Source organism: Dokdonella sp., from assembly GCF_019634845.1.
Classification (GTDB): Bacteria; Pseudomonadota; Gammaproteobacteria; order Xanthomonadales; family Rhodanobacteraceae; genus Dokdonella_A.
Genome location: NZ_JAHCAQ010000002.1, coordinates 134,277 through 150,563, shown reverse-complemented (window position 1 = coordinate 150,563; position 16,287 = coordinate 134,277). Strand labels below are relative to the sequence as shown.

The window sequence follows — 16,287 nt, the reverse complement described above, 5'->3', positions numbered from 1 at the left end:
CGTCTCCTCAACCCATGGCCGGCAGCGGGGCCGGGGTCTGTGCCGCTTCGGGCTCGGGGATCGGCACCGGAATCGGCGTGATCAGCTTGGCGCGCGCCTGGGCGGCGGTGTGCCACAGGTTCCAGGCCATCACCACCATGCCGGCCAGCACGAACATGCCGCCGAGCCAGCGCACCGTGTACATCGGCTTGATCTTGATGAGGCTGTCGATGAAGGCATGGGTGAGCGAACCGTCGGGGTTGGTCGCGCGCCACATGAGGCCCTCGGTGACGCCGGCCGTCCACATCGCCAGCACGTACAGCAGCACGCCGATCGTGTGCAGCCAGAAGTGCAGTTCCATCGCCGGCGTGGAGTGCATGGCCGGGCGGCCGAGCGCGCGCGGCGCCATCGCGTACAGCGAGCCGATCGTGATCATCGCGACCCAGCCGATCGAGCCCGAGTGCACATGGGCGACGGTCCAGTCGGTGTAGTGGGACAGCGCGTTGACGGTCTTGATGGCCATCATCGAGCCTTCGAAGGTCGATGCGGCGTAGAACACGAGCGCGATCACCATGAACTTGGCCGCCGGGTCGCTCTTGAGTCGGTGCCAGGAGCCGTTGAACGTGAGCAGGCCGTTGGCGGCCGAACCCCAGCTCGGCATCAGCAGCACGAGCGAGAACGCCATGCCGACCGACTGCACCCAGTCGGGCAGCGCGGTGTAGATCAGGTGGTGCGAACCGGCCCACATGTAGATCGAGATGAGCGCCCAGAAGTTGACGATCGAGAAGCGGTAGCTCCACAACGGCTGCTGGGCCTGGCGCGGCACGAAGTAGTACATCATGCCGAGGAAGCCCGCGGTGAGGAAAAACGCCACCGCGTTGTGGCCGTACCACCACTGCACCATCGCGTCGACCACGCCCGAGTACACGGGATAGGACTTCCACAGCGACACCGGCACCGCGATGTTGTTGACGATGTGGAGCAGACCGACGGCGATGATGAACGCGCCGTAGTACCAGTTGGCGACGTAGATGTGGCGGATGCGCCGGCGCGCGAGCGTGGCAAAGAACACCGCGCCGAAGGCGACCCACACGATCGCGATGAGGATGTCGATGAACCATTCGGGTTCGGCGTATTCCTTGCTCTGGGTGATGCCCAGCGGCATCGTCACCATCGCCAGCACGCAGATGAGCTGCCAGCCCCAGAACGTGAAATTGGCCACCTTCGGCCAGGCCAGGCGCGTATGGCCGGTACGCTGCACCACGTAATAGCAGGTGCCCATCAATGCCGAGCCGCCGAACGCGAAGATCACGCCGAAGGTGTGATCCGGGCGCAGCCGGCTGAAGGTCAGGAATGGAACGTCGAAGTTCCAGAATGGCCATGCCAGTTCGGCGGCGATCCACACGCCCACCGACATGCCGACGATTCCCCACACGGCCGCCGCGAGCAGGAACAGGCGCACGACCTGATCGTTGTAGACTTCAGTTTTGGGCATCTCGCACCCCCGGAAAACGCCGCATTGTCCGGGAAATGACGCAGTGCCACAAATGCCCTGCGGCAAAGTGCCGCAGCGACCTTGGTCCGATTGCGCGTGGATCAGGGGCCGGTCAGTGCCTCCCGGAGCGCAGCCACGAAGGTCTCGTCGGCCTCGCCGAGCCGGTCGGTGCGGGCGAGGATGCGGCCTTCACCGTCGAGCAGGACCAGCGAGGTGGAATGGCTGAACTCGCCGTCGGCGAGCTGCTTGTACTGGATGCCGAGCACGGCCGCCAGCCGCCGCACGTGGCTGGCGTCGGTACGCGCGAGCGTCCAGCGCGTGGTGTCGACCTTGCGCTGGCTGGCGAGCTGCGCCAACGCCTGCGGGGTGTCGCGCGCGGGGTCGAGGCTGACCAGCAGCACGCGCAGTCGGTCGCGCGATGCCGGATCGAGCTCGCGCTCGGTCTTGCGCAGCGTGTCGATGATGAGCGGGCAGACGAACTTGCACGAGGTGTAGAACATGCTGACCACGCGCACCTGGCCGCGGCCGTCGGCAAGCGTTGAGGCCTTGCCGGCCTGGTCGACGAGCGGCGCCTGCAACTGGTAGACCGAGTCACCCGGCAGCGGCGCGGCCTGCGCGCGCGGCGCGGCGAACAGCGGCCACAGGCACAGCGCGACAAGCAATGGCAGGACGCGCCGCCAGTGGTCATTGGCGTGGCGCAGCGCACGGGCAGCGGTGGCGATCGCGGTTGCGGTCATGGCGTGGTCGTGGTGGCGGTGGCGGTGGTGGCGTCGCGCACGCAGCGGAAGCCGAGGCTGGTGGTGGTGTCGGCGGCCTTGAGCGAGGACAGCATCGCCACGCGCATGAGCAGCGCGTAGTTGTCGCGGTCGCGCAGGCTCAGTGCGGCCGAGCCGCAGAACTTGAGGCGGTCGGGATCGTTCTGGTCGCGGCTGTCGGCTGCGACCATGAGGGCGGCGTAGTCGTCGACCCATTCCCACACCAGACCGTGCAGGTCGCGCACGCCGTAGAGGTTGGCGTCACCGCCGATCTCGGCCAGCGTGCCGCGGGCTGGCCGTGCGTACCAGTCGAGCAGTTGCTGGCGCCAGGCCGGGTCGTTGCGCGCATCGGCCACGCTGGCACTGGCGGCGGCGGCGCGTTCCCATTCGAGCCAGCTCGGCAGCCGCGCCTGCTCGCTCTCGCAATAGGCCTCGGCGGCAAACCAGCTCACGCGCGTGACCGGTTGCCTGGGCAGCGCGCTGGCACCGAGCGCCGTCGCGCCCTGCCAGTGCGCGAGGTAGCCCTGGTCGACGAAAACACTGGGAGCCTGGCCACGCTGCCACTGCGGGTTGGCAGCGACGAAGACGAGGAACTCGGCATTGGTGACCGGTTCGCTGCGCATCGAGTAGGCGGCCAGGGGGCGCGGCGCGCTGCCGCCAGCGTCGTCGATGATGCTGACGAAGGCAGTGGCTGGAACCTCGCGATACAACGCGGCGGCCGCAACGGGCATCGCGCCCGTTGCGGCCAGCGCGAGCGCCGCCGCCAGTACGCGCAAGCCGCAATGCGGCCTGCGCGGGGAAACGGCTGGCGCATGTGGCACGGCGCGCACGACTCAGTGCTCGGCCTGGGTCGCGTTGGGGTTCTGCGCGCGCACCGCCGCGGCGTCGTCGGTGCTGATCTGCCCGCCCGGATTGCCCCAGCTGTTGAGCACGTAGGTGCCGATGTTGGCCACCTCGTCGTCGGTGAGCTGGGTCATCGGCGGCATCACCGAGTTGTAGTCGGTGCCGTTGACGGTGACCTTGCCACTGAGGCCGTGCAGCATGACCTGGACGATGCGCTTGGGGTCGGCGGCCAGATAGTCGGACTTGGCCAGCGGCGGGAACACGCCCTTGATGCCTTCGCCACTGTCCTGGTGGCAGACCGAGCAGGTGCCGGTGAAGAGCTGCTTGCCGGCCGCGATCTGCTCGGCCTTGGTCAGCTTGCCGGCGGCGTGCGCCGAGGCCGCCGTGCTGACAGCCTTGAGGTTGGGCTCGGAGCGGTCACCGAGGTACACCGAGTCGACTTCCTTGCCCGAATAGATCGCCTTGTCCTCGGCGCCGTCGACCTTGAGAATGGCCAGCGCACCCTTGTTGAAGGCGCGGAAGATCGAGTGGTCGACCAGCACGTAGCTGCCCGGCACCTCGGTGTGGAACTCGACGATGGCGGCGCCACCGGCCGGGATCAGCGTGGTCTGCACGTTTTCCTGCGGATGGGTACCGCCTTCGGGCTGCACCTTGTCGAAGATCTCGCCGATGACGTGGAAGCTCGACACGAGGTTGGGACCGCCGTTGCCGATGAACAGGCGCACGGTCTGGTTGGTGCCGGCGAGCAGGGCCTTGTCGCCGGTGAGCGCGCCTTCGTGGCCGTTGAACAGCACGTAGGTCGGCCGCTCGTCGATGGCCTTCTCCATGTCGAACGGCTGGTGGCCTTTCTCGCGGTACTTGCCGGTGGTGTAGAAATCGCCCTGCATCACGTAGTACTCGTGATCGACCGGGGCGAGGCCTTCCGGTGGCTCGACGAGGATGAGACCGTACATGCCATTGGCGATGTGCATGCCGACCGGTGCAGTCGCGCAGTGGTAGACGTAGACGCCCTGGTTGAGCGCCTTGAACGTGAACTGCGATTCATGACCCGGCGCGGTGAAGCTCGATGCAGCCCCGCCGCCGGGCCCGGTCACGCCGTGCAGGTCGATGTTGTGCGGCATCTTGCTGTCGGGCGCATTCTTGAGATGGAACTCGACGGTGTCGCCCTGACGCACGCGGATGAAGCTGCCCGGCACGGTGCCGCCGAAGGTCCAGAACGTGTAGCTCACGCCTTCGGAGATCGGCATTTCCTTCTCGATCACCTCGAGCTCGACGATGACCTTGGCCGGATGGTTGCGGTTGGTCGGTGGCGGCACCTGTGGCGGGCTCGTCAGCACGGCGTGGATCGGCTCGCCCTGCGGCGGACCGAAGTCGCCCTTGGCCGAGCCGCCGGTGGTGGCCATGGCGGCATTGGCACCGCCCACGCCCGGTGTGCCCGAGCTGCAACCCACCAGTCCGGCGGCCGCCAGCAAGGCGGCGGCAAGCAACACATGTCTCATCGGAGAAGCTCCATCGTCATCATCGGGATTCGAGGGCGCGGAGCTTGCGGCAGGCGTGACGCGCCGCGATTGACGCAGATCATCCGGATGGTCGAATGCGACATCGCGTCGCTGTGGCATGTCGCCACAGTTGCGCAATCGGCGCGAGTGTGCCGATCCATAGCAGGGCATGGGCAAAGCGCGTGGTGCCGGTGCGCGCAGCGCCGCCGCCGGTGTCGGGCATGATCGCCGCAGCGGCGGCGCTGCTCAGGACACGTAGGGCGCGAGCGCGCCCCACGGATCGTGCGAGCGCGCCACGCTGATGATGAACAGATACACCGCCAGCGCGGCGAGGTAGGTCAGCGCGCGCACGGCGCGCGTGCGCCCGCGTTTGAGCGCGAACGTGCCGAGCACGATGTAGACGATGAGCAGCACCACCTTGACCGTGAGCCAGGCCTGCACGAACGGGTACTGGTGCACGATCAGCGTCAGCGTGATCGCCGCGGCCAGCAGCGTGGTGTCGATCGCGATCGAGAGGAGGCGCAGCGAAACGTGGTTGGTCCACTGCGAACGCAGCAGCATCATGAGGCCGCGTGCCGTGAACAGACTGCCGGACAGGATCACCGCCCAGATGTGGACCCACTTGATCTGCAGGAAGTAGGCAGCCATCAGCCGGGTTTGCCGTCCAGTCGCGGCGTCAGGTAGATCCACAGCGAGCGGCCGACCCAGGGCGCGAACGCGATGAGCCAGCCGAAGGCGGCGACCGCCAGCCACAGCGGCCCGTTGCTGGCCAGCTCGGCGCCTATGCGGATCACGGCCACCCACTGCAGCAGCACGAAGGTCAGCCACGGGATGCGGCCCATCTGCAGCGGCCGGCCCGAGTGGCCCTGCGTGACGCGCGTGACCATCGCCACCAGCATCGAACCGAAGAAGCCGATCGTCAGCGCGTGCGCAGGTGCGCGTGCGAACAGGAAGCCGTAGTCGAAATACGCCAGCAGGCTCTGCGCGGCGTAGAGCAGGAACGCCACCGGCAGCCACAGGAAGGCCAGGTACAGCGCGGCCAGCAGGCCCGGCCGCATGCACTTCCAGGGCTGCCAGCCCAGCCAGTGCACGAGGAACAGCGCGGCCAGCGGCAGGTCGCTGAGCCACAGCCAGTCTTGCTGATGGCGCAGGTCGAGCGCCACGTGCACGAGCAGCAGCAGCCACAGCAGCGGCAGGCTCCAGCCCGGGCGGAACATGCGGTAGCCGGCGCCGACCACGTTGCTGCTGAAGAACGGGATCATGCGATGACAGACCGTGAAGAAGATCGGCAGCAGCAGGAAAAAGGTGCCGAAGCGGATCGACACGAACGCGAACTGCCACGGCGCGCCGAGCGCGAAGGCAGCGAATGCCGCCAGCCCGAAGCCGCCCAGCAGCAGCGCGACGTAGCATGACAACGCATGGCGATCCTTGCCGCCATTGCGCCACAGCACGCCGCCGAGCACGACCAGGGCGCTGATCCAGCCGGCCAGCATCAGCGCGATGCCGGCCAGCAGCAGCGGACGCAGATCGAGCAGGCCGATCTGGGCCAGCAGGTAGCCGCCGAAGATGCCGATGAACACTGGCACGTAGTGGCGACGCTGCAGCGCGGGCTGGCCCATCCAGCGCGGGAACACCGTGAGCAGGAAGCCGAAGATGAAGGGCGGCAGCATGCCGTACTGGGTGAATACCGCGTGTGCCCAACCGGCCGGCACTGGCGCGGTGGGGAAGGCATGGCCGGCCCAGCTCGCGCCGAGGAAGCAGGCCCACCACAGCATCGACACGATGATCGCGCTGGCGCCGGCGAAGAACATCATGCGGTGCGGCGCGCTGGCCAGCAGCGCGGGCAGTTGCGCCAGCGACGCGCGCAGTGCGTGGTCGTCCGGCGCCGTCATGCCGCCCATTTCCACCCGCAACGGAATGCCGCGCGGCCCGTGGCCACCCTGATGATCGGTATTCATCTCGTGATTGTGAATGCTTCGCGTTGGCGTGATCTTGATCCGGGTCAGCTCGCCGTGTCCGATGCTTGCCGGCCCCGCAGCGGCAGCATCGCGGTGCGGCGCGGCGCAGCACGCGCGTGGTGTGCAACACCGCCACCAGCGCAGTGCGGTTCATGCCTTGACCTGCATCATCGCACCGCACCCGCCACCGTCGCGATGATGTCGACTGCAATGGATACGACAACCGCCAGTGTGAACCCGCCGCGCGACGCCGTCGAGATCGACCTGCGCAACCTGCTTGCGCCCGAGCCGCTGCTGCGCACGCTCGGCATGGCCAGGCAACTCCAGGCCGGGGCGAGCCTCACCGTGCTCACGCCGCGCTGGCCGCATCCTTTGCTGGCGGCGCTGACCGAGCTCGGTCTGCACCACCGTGGCCAGCTGCTGGCCGACGGCAGCGCGCGCATCTGCATCGAACGGCCGGCGCACACGTTCGGCACGGGTTGACTCCGCGGCGCCAGCCCCCACCATACGCGCCCCGCTTCCCGCTTCTCCGCCCTGACGAGGATTGCCTGGTGAATGCAATCAGCCCGCTGCCCGTGCCGACCTGGCGCGAGGAACTCGAACACGAGTACGCCGCCCTGCGCGCGCGCATCGAGCACCTCGTGCCGTGCATGGAGTGGTCGCTGCACCTGCCGTGGATCGAGGCGATCAATCGCCTCAAGCAGCAGCGCGGTGCGGTGATCATGGCGCACAGCTACCAGTCGCCCGAGATCTTCCATGGCGTGGCCGACGTGACCGGCGACTCGCTGGCGCTGGCGCAGGCCGCCGCCGATTGCGACAGCGACCTCATCGTGCTCTGTGGCGTGCACTTCATGGCCGAGAGCGCCAAGATCCTCGCGCCCGACAAGACCGTGCTGATCCCCGACCTCGAAGCCGGCTGCTCGCTGGCCGCGTCGATCACGGCCGAGGATGTGCGCGAGCTGCGCCGCCAGCATCCGGGCGTGCCGGTGGTGAGCTACGTGAACACCTCGGCGGCGGTCAAGGCCGAGACCGACGTGTGCTGCACCTCGGCCAACGCGGTGCAGGTGGTCGAGTCGCTCGGCGTGGACAAGGTGATCTTCCTGCCCGACCAGTTCCTCGGCAAACACGTCGCCAGCCAGACCGGCGTCGAGCTCGTGCTCTGGCATGGACGCTGCGAGGTGCACGAGAAGTTCACCGCCGGCGAGGCGCGCCATGCGCGCGAGCGCTTCGACGCCAAGCTCGTCGCTCACCCCGAATGTCCGCCCGAGGTGCTGGCCGAGGCCGACTTCGTCGGCTCGACCAGCGCGATGGGCCGCTGGCTGGCCAAGGAACAACCCAAGCGCGTCGCGCTCATCACCGAGTGCTCGATGGCCGACAACCTGCGGGCGCAGTTCCCGCGCACCGAGTTCATCAAGCCCTGCAACCTGTGCCCGCACATGCAGCGCATCACGCTGCCCAACATCTACGCCGCGTTGCGTGACCTCCGGCACGAGATCCACATTCCCGCCGACATCATCGAGCGCGCGCGCGGCTCGCTCACGCGCATGCTGGCGGTCGGGCGGCAAGAACGCGTATGAACGCACCGATCGTCGTGGTCGGGGCCGGCGTGGCCGGCCTCGCCACCGCGCTCGCCGCGGCGCCGGCGCGCGTGCTGCTGCTCAGTCGCGGCGAGGCGGGCGCCGGCAGCGCGAGCCTGCTCGCGCAGGGCGGCCTGGCGGCCGCGCTCGCCACTGGTGACAGTGCTGCCGCCCATGCGCACGACACGATGGTGGCCGGTGCCCACCACAACGACGTGGCGTGCGTGCAGTGGCTGTGCGCGCAGGCACCGGGCGTGGTCGAGTGGCTGCTTGCGCAGGGCGTGGCCTTCGACCGCGCCGGCGATGGCCAACTGCTGCTGGGCCGCGAGGGCGGCCACGGCGTCGCGCGCATCGTGCATGCCGGCGGCGATGCCACCGGCGCGGTCATCACGCGTGCGCTCGCCGCGCGCGTGGGCGCGGCGCACCACATCCACTGGCACAGCGGCGTCGAGGTCGACGCGCTGTGCCTGCGCGACAACCGCGTCTGCGGCCTGCGCCTGCGCCGTGCCGACGGCTCGCTGGAGGAGCTTGCCGCCAGTGCCGTCGTGCTGGCCACCGGTGGCAGCGGTGCGCTGTTCGCGCGCACCAGCAATCCGCCCGGTGCCGATGGCGCGGGCCTTGCGTTGGCGCTCGCGGCCGGCGCGCGCGTGCGTGACCTGGAGTTCGTGCAGTTCCATCCGACCGCGCTCGACGTGCCCGGTCAGCAGAGCCTGCCGCTCGTGACCGAGGCGCTGCGCGGCGCCGGCGCTCGTCTGGTCGATGCGCAGGGCCGCCGCCTGCTCGATGGCGTGCATCCACTGCGCGATCTCGCCCCGCGCGACGTGGTGGCGCGCCAGGTCTGGCTGGAGCGTCAGGCCGGCGCGCGCGTGCTGCTCGACGCGACCGCGGTCGACGTCGATTGGCCGCACGCGTTTCCCAACGTGCTCGCCGCCTGCCTTGCCCACGGCATCGACCCACGCACCACGCCGATCCCGGTCACTCCCGCGGCGCATTACCAGATGGGCGGCATCGCGGTCGACGCCGATGGACGCAGCTCGTTGCCGGGCCTGTACGCGGTCGGCGAGGTGGCCGGCACGGGCGTGCATGGCGCCAACCGGCTGGCCAGCAATTCGCTGCTCGAAGGCATCGCGTTCGGGCGCCGCCTCGGCGGCTGGCTGGCGGCGGCCGCTGCGCCGCCGGCGACCGGCGCGCCCGAGTGGCGTGGACTGGGCGCGGGCCTGCCGCCGCCGCGGCTGGCGCAGTTGCGCGAGCTGTTGTGGCAGGTGGCCGGGCCATTGCGCTCGCGGAGCGGGCTGCGCCGCGGTTTGGACGGCTGTATCGACTGGAGCGGCGAGGGCTGGCAGGCGCGGCTGGCGCTCGCTATGCTTGCGGCGGCCTTGCGTCGGCCAGACAGTCTGGGTGCGCACGGGTGCGTACCCGATACCGTACTGGCGACGTCGCCAGCGCCGCTCGCGGTGGCCTGCTGAGCCAGCGCAAGCCTGCTGTTCCGCTTCCCGCGGCGCGTCGCCGCGGTCCTGTCGCCCAACTGCCGATGGATTCCATGTCCCGACCTTCATCGCTCGATTACGAGCAGCTTCTGTCCTGCGCGCGCGGCGAGATGTTCGGCCCCGGCAATGCGCGGCTGCCGGCACCGCCGATGTTGATGTTCGATCGCATCACGCGGATCGACGAGCACGGCGGCAGCCATGGCAAGGGCATCCTCGTTGCCGAGCTCGACATCCGGCCGGACCTGTGGTTCTTCGGCTGTCACTTCGAGGGCGACCCGGTCATGCCGGGCTGCCTCGGCCTGGATGCGATGTGGCAGCTGGCCGGCTTCTACCTGCCGTGGCTCGGTGAGCCCGGCCTGGGCCGTGCGCTGGGCGTGGGCGAGGTCAAGTTCACCGGCCAGGTACTGCCGGGCGCGCGCCAGGTGCGCTACCAGATCGACGTCGCGCGCGTGATCCGCGGTCGTCTCAAGATGGTCGTCGCCGATGGCAGCACCTTTGTCGACGATCGCCTGATCTACACTGCCAGCGGCCTGCGGGTGGGCCTGTTCCAGTCGACGGAGAGCTTCTGATGCGGCGCGTGGTGGTGACCGGCATGGGCATCGTGTCCTGCCTGGGCAATGCGGCCGACAATGTGTCACGTGCGCTGCGCGATGGCATCAGCGGTCTGCGCTCGATGCCCGAGTTCGCCGAGCATGGACTGCGCAGCCATGTCGCCGGCGCGCCGCAGATCGACCTCGTCGCCGCGATCGATCGCAAGCTCAAGCGGTTCATGGGTGACGCGGCCGCCTATGCCTATGTGGCGATGCGTGATGCGGTTGCCGATGCCGGGCTCGCGCTCGATCGCATCCGTCATCCGCGCATCGGCGTGATCGCCGGCTCCGGTGGCGGTTCGGCGCAGTGGCAGATCGAGACCGGTGACCTGTTGCGCGAGAAGGGCATCCGCAAGGTCGGTCCCTACATGGTGCCGCGCACGATGTGCTCGACCGTGTCGGCGACGCTGGCGACCGCGTTCGGCATCCTTGGCCTCAGCTATTCGATCGCCGCCGCCTGCGCCACTTCGGCGCATTGCATCGGTGCCGCTGCCGACCTGATCCGCCATGGCGCGCAGGACATCGTGTTCGCCGGTGGTGGCGAGGAATTGCATTGGGGCATGACCGCGCAATTCGACGCGATGGGTGCGCTGTCGACCGCATGGAACGCCACGCCCGAGGCCGCCTCGCGACCCTACGACACCGGCCGCGACGGATTCGTCATCGGCGGTGGCGGCGGCATCCTCGTGCTCGAGGAATACGAGCACGCCAAGGCGCGTGGCGCACGCATCCATGCCGAGCTGGTCGGCTACGGCGTGACTTCCGACGGCGCCGACATGGTGGCGCCATCGGGCGAGGGTGCGGTGCGCTGCATGCGCATGGCGCTGGCCGGCGTGGATGGTGCGATCGACTACCTCAACACGCATGGCACGGCCACGCCGGTGGGCGACATCACCGAGCTCAACGCCGTGCGCGAGGTGTTCGGCGCCGACGTTCCGCCGCTGTCCTCGACCAAGGCGCTGACCGGCCACTCGCTCGGGGCCGCCAGTGTGCACGAAGCGATCTACAGCCTGCTGATGCTGCGTGACGGTTTCCTGGCTGGTTCGGCCAACATCGCCGAGCTCGACCCGCGCGCGGAAGGCTTCCCGATCGTGCGCAGTAGCCGCGCGGCCACATTGCGCACGGTCATGTCCAACAGCTTCGGCTTCGGCGGCACCAACGCCAGTCTCGTGTTCGCGGCGGTGTAACGGGTCACGCGCACCGGCGCGGCGCTGCCGGTGCCGGCAGCGACGTGCGCACGACCGCGACCATCGCAGCGCACCCGGGGTTGCAGGCCAGGTGCGTGCGCCCGAGTTGACGCCCACCGCGACATTCGCGCACTTCCGGTCGGCGTGACTCGGGTATCGGGATGGCGCTGCTTTGGCGTATAAATTGCATCCGATCGGTGTCGATGCCGCCGTGTCGCGGCGCCCCAGCTGGCGGTCCCTGCAATGAGTCGAACCCAAACGGCATTGGTGCTGAGCGGTGGTGGCAGCCTGGGAGCGGTCCAGGTCGGCATGCTGCAGGCGCTCAGCCGTGCCAATCTGGAGGTTGATCTCATCGTCGGCGCCTCGGTCGGCGCGCTCAATGGCGCGTTCTATGCCGACGATCCCACGCCCGAGGGCGCCGACCGCCTCGCCAACCTGTGGCGTGGCCTGCGTCGCAAGGACGTGTTCCCGCTCACGCTGTGGAGCGGCATCAAGGCCCTGTTGCTCGGCAGCGATCACCTGATCGAGCCGACGCGGCTGCGCCGCATCATCGAGCGCACCCTGCACAACGCGCGCTTCGAGGACCTGCCGCTGCCACTGCATGTGGTCGCCACCAACGTGCTCAGCGGGCAGTCGGTGTTGCTGTCGACGGGCGAGGTCGAAACCGCGCTGTTGGCCAGCACTGCCATCCCGGTGGTGTTTCCGTCGGTGGAGATCGATGGCCGCCATCTCGTCGACGGTGGCGTCTCCACCAACACGCCGATCGCGAGCGCGGTCGAACTGGGCGCGCAGCGCATCATCGTGCTGCCGACCGGCATGAGCTGCGCGATGCTCGAACCGCCGCGCAACATGGCGGCGCTCGCGCTGCATGTGATGGGTCTGCAGAGCATGCGCCAGCTCGATCGCGACGTGGCGCAATACCGCGAACATGCCCGCATCACCGTGGTGCCGCCGCTGTGCCCGCTGAGCGCGTCGGTGTTCGACTTCTCGCAGACTGCCGCGCTGATCTACCGCGCCGCCAAGCAGACCTACGAATGGCTCGGCAGTGGCGGACTCGACAGTGCCGGGCCGCTGCAGGTGCCGCTCGCGCACCATCATTACCGGCGTTGATCGCGGCGCCCGGCGCGGCGTGACGCACGGTGGACCGCGCCGACCGGCTTGCCGGCGTGCGCAGCCGTTCGCCGTGGCGCAGGGCACCGGCGCGCTCCTGCGGGACTCCGCCGCAGCGCGCGGGAACGCAAACGGCTGCGGCTGCATCCAACGGCTCGAACGAAGCGGCAGGGCAGGGGCGGATGCGCAGCGACCGCTTGCCGCCATGCCGCTGGAGCGCCCACCGACCCATGGAATCTGCCGATGCCCGTCCATACTCCCGTCGTCGCCCTCAGGTCCGAGCCGGCCGCCACGCAGCGCCCGGCCTCCGAACGCATCCGCCAGCGCCTGTTGCAGGCGTGCCAGCGACATCACGCCAACGACAACATCGCCGACTTCATCGCCGAGGGCGAGCTTGATGAGCTGCGCGCCGAGGTTGCCGGCCGACTCGAGGACGTGCTGCAGGCACTCGTGATCGACACCCGCCACGACCACAACAGCGCCGGCACGGCGCAGCGCGTGGCGCGCATGTTCATCGACGAGGTGTTCGCTGGCCGCTACCGCGCGGCACCCGAGGTCGCCACGTTCCCGAACGTGTCGCGGCTCGACCAGCTGATGACGATCGGCCCGCTCACGGTGCGCAGCGCCTGCTCGCACCACCTGTGCCCGATCATGGGCCGGGTGTGGATCGGCGTCTTGCCCAATGCCGACTCGGAGCTGATCGGCCTGTCCAAGTACGCGCGCATCTGCGACTGGGTGATGAGCCGGCCGCAGATCCAGGAAGAAGCGGTGACGATGCTGGCCGATGCGCTCGAGCAGCGCGTCAAGCCCGACGGCCTGGCCATCGTCATCGAGGCCGACCACTTCTGCATGCACTGGCGCGGCGTCAAGGATGCGCACGCGCTCATGCGCAACACCGTGATGCGCGGTGCGTTCGCGCACGACGCCGGTCTGCGCAGCGAATTCCTCGGCTTCGTCGCGTGCGACGCGGCATGACCACGGTGGCGACGGACCATGATGCGCCACTGCCGCGACCGGGCATGGCATGTTCGGCGCGCCCATCCATGACGGGATCGACCACGATGGACCCCAACACGCAAGCCGGTAACGCCGCGATCAGCCACGATGACGACGAAGCAGCGCTCGTACAGCGCGCCGCGCGCGGCGAGGAAGCGGCCTTCACCGCGATCATGCGCCGCCACAACCAACTGCTGTTCCGCAGCGTGCGCAGCATCCTCAAGTCCGACGCCGATGCCGAGGACGCGCTGCAGGAGGCCTGGCTGCAGGCCTGGCGCGCGCTCGGCACGTTCCGCGCCGATGCGCGGCTGTCGACCTGGCTCGTGCGCATCGCGATCAACGAGGCGCTCGGGCGCCAGCGCCGCAAGTCGGCGCAGATCATTGCACTGGAACCCGCCATGAACCTCCCCGATGCCGATCGTGACGATGCGTTCGCGGACGATCCCGCGGCTGCGCCAGAGCAGAAGGCGCTGCGCGCGCAGTTGCGCCGCCTGATCGAGGCGCGCATCGACGAGTTGCCCGCATCGTTCCGCACCGTGTTCATGCTGCGCGCGGTCGAGGAGCTGAGCGTCGAGGAAGTCGCGCAGGCGCTCGGGATCCCGGCGGCGACCGTGCGCACGCGACTGTTCCGTGCGCGCAGCCTCATCCGCGAAGGCCTCGCCAGCCAGATCGACCTCGCCACGGCCGACGCGTTCGCGTTCGACGGTGTGCGCTGCGACCGCATCGTCGCCGGCGTGCTCGCGCGGGCGCGCGCAAGCGGGCTGTGCGATGCGACGCGCTGATCGAGCGGCCAGAGGAATCGCCATCGCATTGCCGAAACCTGGTACGGGCGCGATGCCGGCGACCGCATCGCGTTCGAGCGTGTCGAACTGTTCCTCGCCCGTGGCCTGCTTGCGCGCAGCGCGGCCGGTTGCGCCGGCGCGCATCACTGGCGCGGCGCGGTTGATCTGGATCAACGCAGCGCCGTGGCGCGACCGGCAGCATCCCGGTACCGGCGCCGCTGCTACCGCAGTCTGCGCGCGTCTGTCACCGTGGAGGATGCATGAGCGAGACGCTTGAGCGCGGCCGCATGCGCGTCGCCGGCTTCGCCGACGCCGAAATGGAATACCAGCTCATTCGTCAGCTCGGCGCCGCGCGTTATGGCGGCGCGGCGATCGGCGAATGCCTCATGCTCGCGCAACGCATCGAAAGCGGGGTACCGGCCAGCTGGGTCGACGCGTTCGCGGCGGCGGCGGCGCGGCAGCAGGCCGACGCCGAACGGCGCGCCGCAGGCGGCCACGCCGTCAGCGCCCATGATGCCTGGCTCGTTGCCAGCAACAGTTGGCGCGCGGCCGAGTACTACAGCGCGATCAGTGATCCACGCCATCGCCAGTACGGTCTGGCCAGCCGCGCCTGCTTCCTCGCCGCGATGAAGCACGGTCCGTGGCGATGCGAGGAAGTGAGCCTGGACTGCGACGGCCGGGCCCTGCCGGCGTACTACCTGTGCGCGGCCGGCGCCGACGCGCCGGGGCGGACGCTGATGATCGTCAGCGGTTACGACGGCACGCTGGAGGAGACCTATCTCGGCTACGGTCGCGCCGCGCTTGAGCGCGGCTACCGCCTGCTGCTGTTCACCGGGCCGGGGCAGATGGACACGCTGCGTTTCCACGACGGACTGTGCTTCATCCCTGAGTTCGAGCGCATCGGCACGCCGGCCGTGGAACACCTGCTCACGCGGGCCCAGACCGACCCGGCGCGGATCGCGCTCATGGGCATCAGCTTCGGCGGTTACTTCGCCACCCGCATCGCCGTGCACGAGCCGCGCATCCGCGCACTGATCCCCAACTCGCCGATCGTGGACCTGCATGCCTACATGGCCTCGTTCGTCGGCTTCGATCCGGCGCAGATGCCCGATGCGGACGATTTCCGCGCCGCCGATCTCGACCATATCCCGGACCACGTGATGCCGCCGCAGGCGCGCGAGATGTCGCGCAACCTGATCCTGCGCATCGGCGGCACGAGCTTCAAGGACACCTATCGGCGGCTGCGCGCGTTCCGCGTCGAAGCGGCGCAGCTGGCGACCCTGCGCTGCGCGGCGCTGGCGCTGGTCGGCAGCGGCGAGGGCCGCGAGCCGCTGGCACAGTACGAACGCTTCGTTGCCAGCGTGCCCGGCGCGAGTGGCCACCTGTTCGGCACCGACGAGGGTGCGGACGGGCACTGCCAGGCCGGCAACCTCGCCCATTCGGCAGCCGTGTCGATGGACTGGCTCGACGACGTGCTGGCCTGAGCGCCGGCACCGGCGCGCGCAACAAAAAAGCCGGCTTGCGCCGGCTTTTTCGTGATCGTCGCGCGGCGTTCAGGCCAGCGCGGCGATGTGCGCGGTCAGGCGGCTCTTGTGGCGCGCCACCTTGTTCTTGTGGATGAGGCCACGCGCGGCGTAGCGATCCATCACCGGTTCGGCGATCTTGAAGGCGGCTTCGGCGCGCGCCTTGTCCTTCGCATCGATCGCCTTGACGACGTTCTTGATCGTGGTGCGAACCATCGAACGCGCGCTGGCGTTGCGCTGACGGTTCTGCTCGGACTGGCGCGCACGCTTCTTCGCGGATTTGATGTTGGCCAAGGGATGACTCCGGAGACTGGGGTTGCTGGAAAAAAGACCGCGAATTGTCCGGGTTGCGCCGCTTGGCGTCAAGTCTGCGCCTGTACCACCGGCCAGGCTGCGACCCACGCCCCGCCACGGCGGCGCCGCGCCTGGTGGCGCCGTGCGTGGCGGTCGCCACACGCCGGCGCCGCTTCGGGCATCATCCGGGCGGCGTGGTGTCGCCCCCGGGG

Annotated in this window: 16 protein-coding genes; 9 read left to right on the top strand and 7 right to left on the bottom strand. The window is 69.3% G+C overall.

Annotated elements, in window-relative coordinates; genetic code table 11:
* Window positions 1-7 precede the first annotated feature (7 nt).
* The 6 genes from ccoN to KF903_RS02110 all read right to left on the bottom strand — a co-directional run bounded on the left by ccoN (window position 8) and on the right by KF903_RS02110 (window position 6,463).
* Entirely contained in the window at window positions 8-1,474 is a 1,467-nt protein-coding gene (gene ccoN / locus KF903_RS02135; protein WP_291210400.1) for a cytochrome-c oxidase, cbb3-type subunit I, read from the bottom strand.
* A 101-nt stretch (window positions 1,475-1,575) separates the two neighbouring features.
* Window positions 1,576-2,211, bottom strand: coding sequence for an SCO family protein (locus KF903_RS02130; RefSeq protein ID WP_291210397.1), 636 nt, complete (start codon window positions 2,209-2,211; stop codon window positions 1,576-1,578).
* Window positions 2,208-3,005: a formylglycine-generating enzyme family protein gene (locus KF903_RS02125; protein ID WP_291210394.1), complete on the bottom strand. Its 798-nt coding sequence runs from the start codon at window positions 3,003-3,005 to the stop codon at window positions 2,208-2,210. The genes KF903_RS02130 and KF903_RS02125 overlap by 4 nt, the downstream gene beginning before the upstream one ends.
* 57 nt (window positions 3,006-3,062) lie before the next feature.
* Complete coding sequence (gene nirK / locus KF903_RS02120; protein WP_291210391.1) at window positions 3,063-4,571, bottom strand: copper-containing nitrite reductase; 1,509 nt, start codon at window positions 4,569-4,571, stop codon at window positions 3,063-3,065.
* 246 nt (window positions 4,572-4,817) lie between these two features.
* The gene (locus KF903_RS02115) at window positions 4,818-5,219 is read right to left on the bottom strand and encodes a SirB2 family protein (RefSeq protein ID WP_291210389.1); all 402 of its coding nucleotides are present in this window, start codon (window positions 5,217-5,219) and stop codon (window positions 4,818-4,820) included.
* Window positions 5,219-6,463 (bottom strand): NnrS family protein, encoded by a 1,245-nt coding sequence (locus KF903_RS02110; RefSeq protein WP_291210643.1) that lies wholly within the window; start codon window positions 6,461-6,463, stop codon window positions 5,219-5,221. Before KF903_RS02110 ends, KF903_RS02115 begins: the two co-directional genes overlap by 1 nt.
* A 39-nt stretch (window positions 6,464-6,502) precedes the next feature.
* Here KF903_RS02110 and KF903_RS02105 point away from each other — a divergent pair, with 39 nt between their 5' ends.
* The 9 genes from KF903_RS02105 (at window position 6,503) to KF903_RS02065 (ending at window position 15,742) form a co-directional block, all read left to right on the top strand.
* Window positions 6,503-7,012 (top strand): DUF2249 domain-containing protein, encoded by a 510-nt coding sequence (locus tag KF903_RS02105; protein WP_291210387.1) that lies wholly within the window; start codon window positions 6,503-6,505, stop codon window positions 7,010-7,012.
* A gap of 68 nt (window positions 7,013-7,080) precedes the next feature.
* Window positions 7,081-8,106 carry a quinolinate synthase NadA gene (nadA, locus tag KF903_RS02100; RefSeq protein WP_291210384.1) on the top strand — a complete coding sequence of 342 codons (1,026 nt, stop codon included), beginning with the start codon at window positions 7,081-7,083 and terminating at the stop codon, window positions 8,104-8,106.
* A complete protein-coding gene (locus KF903_RS02095) occupies window positions 8,103-9,572 on the top strand; it encodes an FAD-binding protein (protein ID WP_291210381.1) in 1,470 nt (489 codons plus the stop codon). The genes nadA and KF903_RS02095 overlap by 4 nt, the downstream gene beginning before the upstream one ends.
* Window positions 9,573-9,646: 74 nt before the next feature.
* On the top strand, window positions 9,647-10,162 hold the full coding sequence (fabA, locus tag KF903_RS02090) for a 3-hydroxyacyl-[acyl-carrier-protein] dehydratase FabA (protein ID WP_291210378.1): 516 nt from the start codon (window positions 9,647-9,649) through the stop codon (window positions 10,160-10,162).
* Window positions 10,162-11,370 carry a beta-ketoacyl-ACP synthase I gene (gene fabB / locus KF903_RS02085; protein WP_291210375.1) on the top strand — a complete coding sequence of 403 codons (1,209 nt, stop codon included), beginning with the start codon at window positions 10,162-10,164 and terminating at the stop codon, window positions 11,368-11,370. Before fabA ends, fabB begins: the two co-directional genes overlap by 1 nt.
* Before the next feature lie 243 nt (window positions 11,371-11,613).
* Entirely contained in the window at window positions 11,614-12,480 is an 867-nt protein-coding gene (locus KF903_RS02080) for a patatin-like phospholipase family protein (RefSeq protein ID WP_291210372.1), read from the top strand.
* 243 nt (window positions 12,481-12,723) lie between these two features.
* Entirely contained in the window at window positions 12,724-13,455 is a 732-nt protein-coding gene (locus KF903_RS02075) for a GTP cyclohydrolase I (protein WP_291210369.1), read from the top strand.
* 86 nt (window positions 13,456-13,541) lie between these two features.
* Window positions 13,542-14,258, top strand: coding sequence for an RNA polymerase sigma factor (locus KF903_RS02070; protein ID WP_291210366.1), 717 nt, complete (start codon window positions 13,542-13,544; stop codon window positions 14,256-14,258).
* A gap of 260 nt (window positions 14,259-14,518) precedes the next feature.
* Window positions 14,519-15,742: a prolyl oligopeptidase family serine peptidase gene (locus tag KF903_RS02065; RefSeq protein ID WP_291210363.1), complete on the top strand. Its 1,224-nt coding sequence runs from the start codon at window positions 14,519-14,521 to the stop codon at window positions 15,740-15,742.
* A 69-nt stretch (window positions 15,743-15,811) separates the two neighbouring features.
* On the opposite strand, the gene rpsT is transcribed toward KF903_RS02065, so the two are convergent.
* Window positions 15,812-16,075, bottom strand: a complete 264-nt coding sequence (gene rpsT, locus KF903_RS02060; protein WP_291210360.1) for a 30S ribosomal protein S20 — start codon at window positions 16,073-16,075, stop codon at window positions 15,812-15,814.
* Window positions 16,076-16,287: the final 212 nt, after the last annotated feature.

Excerpts from the sequence above, each read along its gene's own strand:
- KF903_RS02075 (WP_291210369.1), top strand. The coding sequence starts at position 12,724 with ATGCCCGTCCATACTCCCGTCGTCGCCCTCAGGTCCGAGCCGGCCGCC.
- fabA (WP_291210378.1), top strand. The coding sequence starts at position 9,647 with ATGTCCCGACCTTCATCGCTCGATTACGAGCAGCTTCTGTCCTGCGCG.
- KF903_RS02065 (WP_291210363.1), top strand. The coding sequence starts at position 14,519 with ATGAGCGAGACGCTTGAGCGCGGCCGCATGCGCGTCGCCGGCTTCGCC.
- KF903_RS02115 (WP_291210389.1), bottom strand. The coding sequence starts at position 5,219 with ATGGCTGCCTACTTCCTGCAGATCAAGTGGGTCCACATCTGGGCGGTG.
- ccoN (WP_291210400.1), bottom strand. The coding sequence starts at position 1,474 with ATGCCCAAAACTGAAGTCTACAACGATCAGGTCGTGCGCCTGTTCCTG.
- nirK (WP_291210391.1), bottom strand. The coding sequence starts at position 4,571 with ATGAGACATGTGTTGCTTGCCGCCGCCTTGCTGGCGGCCGCCGGACTG.
- KF903_RS02080 (WP_291210372.1), top strand. The coding sequence starts at position 11,614 with ATGAGTCGAACCCAAACGGCATTGGTGCTGAGCGGTGGTGGCAGCCTG.
- KF903_RS02095 (WP_291210381.1), top strand. The coding sequence starts at position 8,103 with ATGAACGCACCGATCGTCGTGGTCGGGGCCGGCGTGGCCGGCCTCGCC.
- KF903_RS02110 (WP_291210643.1), bottom strand. The coding sequence starts at position 6,463 with ATGACGGCGCCGGACGACCACGCACTGCGCGCGTCGCTGGCGCAACTG.
- KF903_RS02070 (WP_291210366.1), top strand. The coding sequence starts at position 13,542 with ATGGACCCCAACACGCAAGCCGGTAACGCCGCGATCAGCCACGATGAC.
- fabB (WP_291210375.1), top strand. The coding sequence starts at position 10,162 with ATGCGGCGCGTGGTGGTGACCGGCATGGGCATCGTGTCCTGCCTGGGC.
- KF903_RS02130 (WP_291210397.1), bottom strand. The coding sequence starts at position 2,211 with ATGACCGCAACCGCGATCGCCACCGCTGCCCGTGCGCTGCGCCACGCC.